Genomic DNA, 3694 nt, shown 5'->3' on the forward strand with positions numbered 1-3694 from the left:
AAAGCATAAGTCCGACAGCCTCCTATAAAATACGATTGGTATGACTTGTCCATTCCAGAGTGGATAAGAAGCGTTCTCTGTAAGCTCAATCAGACGACAGTTAACTTATTACAAAAGGGTCAAGTTAAGTCGGGGTGCTCTAATATTTAACCTTATATCACTCGACATCCAGAGCTGAAAAAGTGAGATATAGCCGTTCACCCTGACTGAGCCGGTATTTTTCAAATGCCGTATTCCTTAACTTGGAAAAATAATCGACCTCCTACTAAACTAACAGCGTCTGTTAGTGTTGTTACATACTGATACAGGTGAGTATAAGAAAATCATAATTTTCCGACAGACGTATTAGGAGCTAAGTTTGACGGGTTGTCGCGCTTGGCTCCCCCAAAGCTGTCTTGTCTTTCATGTTATACAGAGGTTCAAAATGAAGAATCCCGCAGTACTCCTTCTCTTCATTGCCACCAGCTACTTTAGTTTGCCATCTTATTCATCACAAAGTCTGTCGCCAAACCAGCTGGTAGAGAAAATGCTTAAGTCCAGCACGCCTCATTCTGTTGGTGTCTTTAGGATAAATGCTATCAATTATTGCAAACGAGAGGGCCAGAACATGGAGCAATGCCTGGAAACACTTGATGGTGATACGGCGTTGACGTTTTTTAGCGAAAAGAAAGGCATCGTTTATTCGATAGCACCCGAAAGTAGCGCTGCCAAATCATGTGGTGAATTTTGGGATGATTGCGACTCTCTCGAACCCTGCTGTTTTGCATATGAATGCAAGTTTAGTAAACGACACCGTAGGAAAATCTGCATGTAAGCTAACGACGGTAAGCAACTGCTTTGCGATAAAGGGCTGTGATATCTATTGTCGTGGTTAGTGTATATCAAGCCCTTCAGGGAAGTTGTTTCGCAGGTTAAACTCACTACAACATTATTATCGACATGTGCTGGGGAGAGTATTCTGAATTGAATTCATATTAGCAATATAAGCCACTGGTCATTAAGAAGCTGTTCACAATCGTTTATGAGCAAAAGATTGTGAGCAGCTTCTATGGAGCCTGGCTGTTTTCAGCCCCTTTCCTGAATATTCAAATGCCTTAGCGTATTCACCGGTCGGGTCCAGGGGTGTAATACTCTGGCTGCATTTCGCATGGCAGGTGACTTTAACGCCAGCATAGCCTCCCTGTTAGAATTAAACTGTCCCTGTAATAGTACGTACCAGTCCCTTTGATTACGTCTGAAGTGCACGGTTACGGCGTTTGATAGTTCCGGGAACTGTTGCTGCATCCGCCTGATCTCATCCGGGTGATTGGCTGCATACCACTGTATGGTGTAACCGCCATCGTGATGGGCAACGCGCTGCATTGGTTGTGGGAAATGGCCCGGTTGTTGTACATGAGGTTGTCGGGGGGTGCCAGCAACCATTTTCTGTAAACCTTCCACTGAACGAATCCACGGATATAGTCTTGCGGTCAGGCGAGAATAAGGAGGTAATGCCAGAGCAGCCTGAGCCGCTTCTCTGCTCATGAAGGTGCCACCAATTAATACATACCAGTCGGCGTTGCGTTTACGGTAATGCACAATGCGGGTATTTTGCAGCGCAGGGTATCGAAGCTGAACGCGCTCGAGAGATGCTTTGTCATTTGCTGCCAGCCACTGAATGGTATAGCTGCCAGGCGGGACATTGAGTGCCCTGTCATTGTACGATGGCTGATGATTCCCACTAAAGTCTTCATGGCGGATGGCTGATGCGCCGTAATGCTTCCGGCTGGGGGCAGGCTCGGGCTGCTCCCGGTAGAAGTCAGGGTTGTATCCGTAATCGGTATATTCCGTTGGCTGTATATTATAGTCGGGAAGATATGCCTGTTTCTGGGCTGGTGGGTATTGTCGTTGTGAATAAGGCTGTTGGTTATAGCCAGCCTCTTGATACTCCTGCCTCTGGCGAGTTATGGCATATTGACCAGTGGAAGCTGTGGCATAATGTAGCTGCTCACCGAACACAGGGGACTCCATCGCCAGTGTCGGGTAATGTAGCGCCTGTGTTGTTTCAGGGTAATTGTTCGTGTAATCGCTGGCGGCTGTCAGGGGCTGCTGCGTATGTCTGTTGTACTGATAGGCTCTGTATTTTGGCACAGGCGGCTGAGCGGCAATAGTCTCGAGAGACTGCGGGTAGGATTGTGGGTCAGGATAGTGCAGCCTGTTATTTTGATGTTGCTGCTTCTGTGGGGTTGAGGGTGAAACTTGCGCGTGGCCATAGGGCAATGCCTGATAAGCACTTGAAACATGGGTGTTATAAGTTAGCTGTTCCGGCAACGGGTTATTATGATGGTTAATGCTGGAATAAGCAGGCGCGGTCTCAGGGTATTGGGCGTTATTAACAAATGTGCTTGGCCTGACAAGGTTAAGCTGTTGGATGCTGGCCACCGAACGGGTCCAGGGATAAAATTTGGCTGCAATGCTGGCGCGTGGCTCCCGCTTGAGGGCGGCCATAGCCGCCACCCGGCTGGGATAGGGGCCGTCAAGCAGCAAAAACCATTGTTTTTTGGCACGTTGGTATTCGGCAATTGTCGCTTCTTGAAGGACCGGGTATTGTGCTTTCAGGCGCTCTAAAGGCTCACGGCTATTCGCTGCAATCCATTGTAAGACGTAGTTATCAGGTGGGGCATTGAGCAGCTCAGTCAGGACTGCGCTTTCGGTCACTCTGGTCGTTGATGGAGAATAGGGATTGGCAAAAGGTGATGTTGTGATGTGAGAGCCGTACATTGGTTGTTCGGCGACGGCTGACTGGTAACGATAGGTGTGAGCAACCTGGCTTTCCCGGTTGATTGGGAAGGCTGATTCGGGTGCTTCCTGATAGACCCCGTCAGCACCGGCATCACACAGCCAGTCATTATCATTGCCTGACTGGCAATCCCAGGTTGAGCTGAAAGCCAATGGTTTCGGGGGAAGCAGTAATGCCTCTGTTGTATTACCAGCAGACCCGGTAGCCAGCGTTGTCACGACGCAAAGTCTGAGCTGCTTATCCTTAAATAAGGCGCGAGCGGGCATGAGTCAGATCCTTTTGACCATTATCTCCACATTACCCTGATTGCAGTCAATTGCAAGCATTGATCAAAAAATATCCAGGTGTTCATTAAGAAACCGTTATACCAATCGTCTTTTCTAACTACCGTATTACCGGATTATATAGGGTTATGGCCTTGCCTTTGGTCAGTGCTTTTTGTGTGACCACCCGTAATAATCGACTACCCACGCCCCGGCCTCGTGTTAGCTGTCTTACACATAAATGGTGTATTAACCATCTGTCGTTTTGCTTATCGACAATGAGTGCTCCGAGGAGCCGGTGGTTGAAGCGGGCGGCGTAGAGGTGTTGATCCTCTGTTTGAGCAACGGTGTCAAGCAAGCGTGCTATTGCGCTTGAATGGTCAGTTGAGCGCCAGTTATCAAGCATCCATGAGGGGGCATCCTCATAAATCTTTTGCAAATCATCCCGGTCCTGACTAGAAGGTTGAATGATTTCTTCAATGGTAACAGGCATAGAGTTTCAGCTATTGTGTTGATTGAGGCAGGAGTCTGATGGGGTTTACCGGTTTTTTCAAGGGATTTAGAAGCAGTCTTAGAAGTCTGCCCGTAGCGAGGACTGCGAGAAATGGAGGATAAAAAGTCGCTTTTGTGAGGAGAATAGCGGGACTATTTG

At 48.1% G+C, this 3694-nt stretch carries 2 protein-coding genes; both read right to left on the reverse strand.

Annotation, left to right across the window (positions count from 1 at the left end):
- Positions 1 to 1065 precede the first annotated feature (1065 nt).
- Positions 1066 to 3045, reverse strand: a complete 1980-nt coding sequence (locus tag V4C51_RS17310) for an SPOR domain-containing protein (RefSeq protein WP_330927425.1) — start codon at positions 3043 to 3045, stop codon at positions 1066 to 1068.
- A 118-nt stretch (positions 3046 to 3163) separates the two neighbouring features.
- Positions 3164 to 3535, reverse strand: a complete 372-nt coding sequence (locus tag V4C51_RS17315) for an acetyl-CoA sensor PanZ family protein (protein WP_330927426.1) — start codon at positions 3533 to 3535, stop codon at positions 3164 to 3166.
- Positions 3536 to 3694 lie beyond the last annotated feature (159 nt).

Source organism: Candidatus Sororendozoicomonas aggregata (assembly GCF_031528575.1).
Classification (GTDB): Bacteria; Pseudomonadota; Gammaproteobacteria; order Pseudomonadales; family Endozoicomonadaceae; genus Endonucleibacter; species Endonucleibacter aggregata.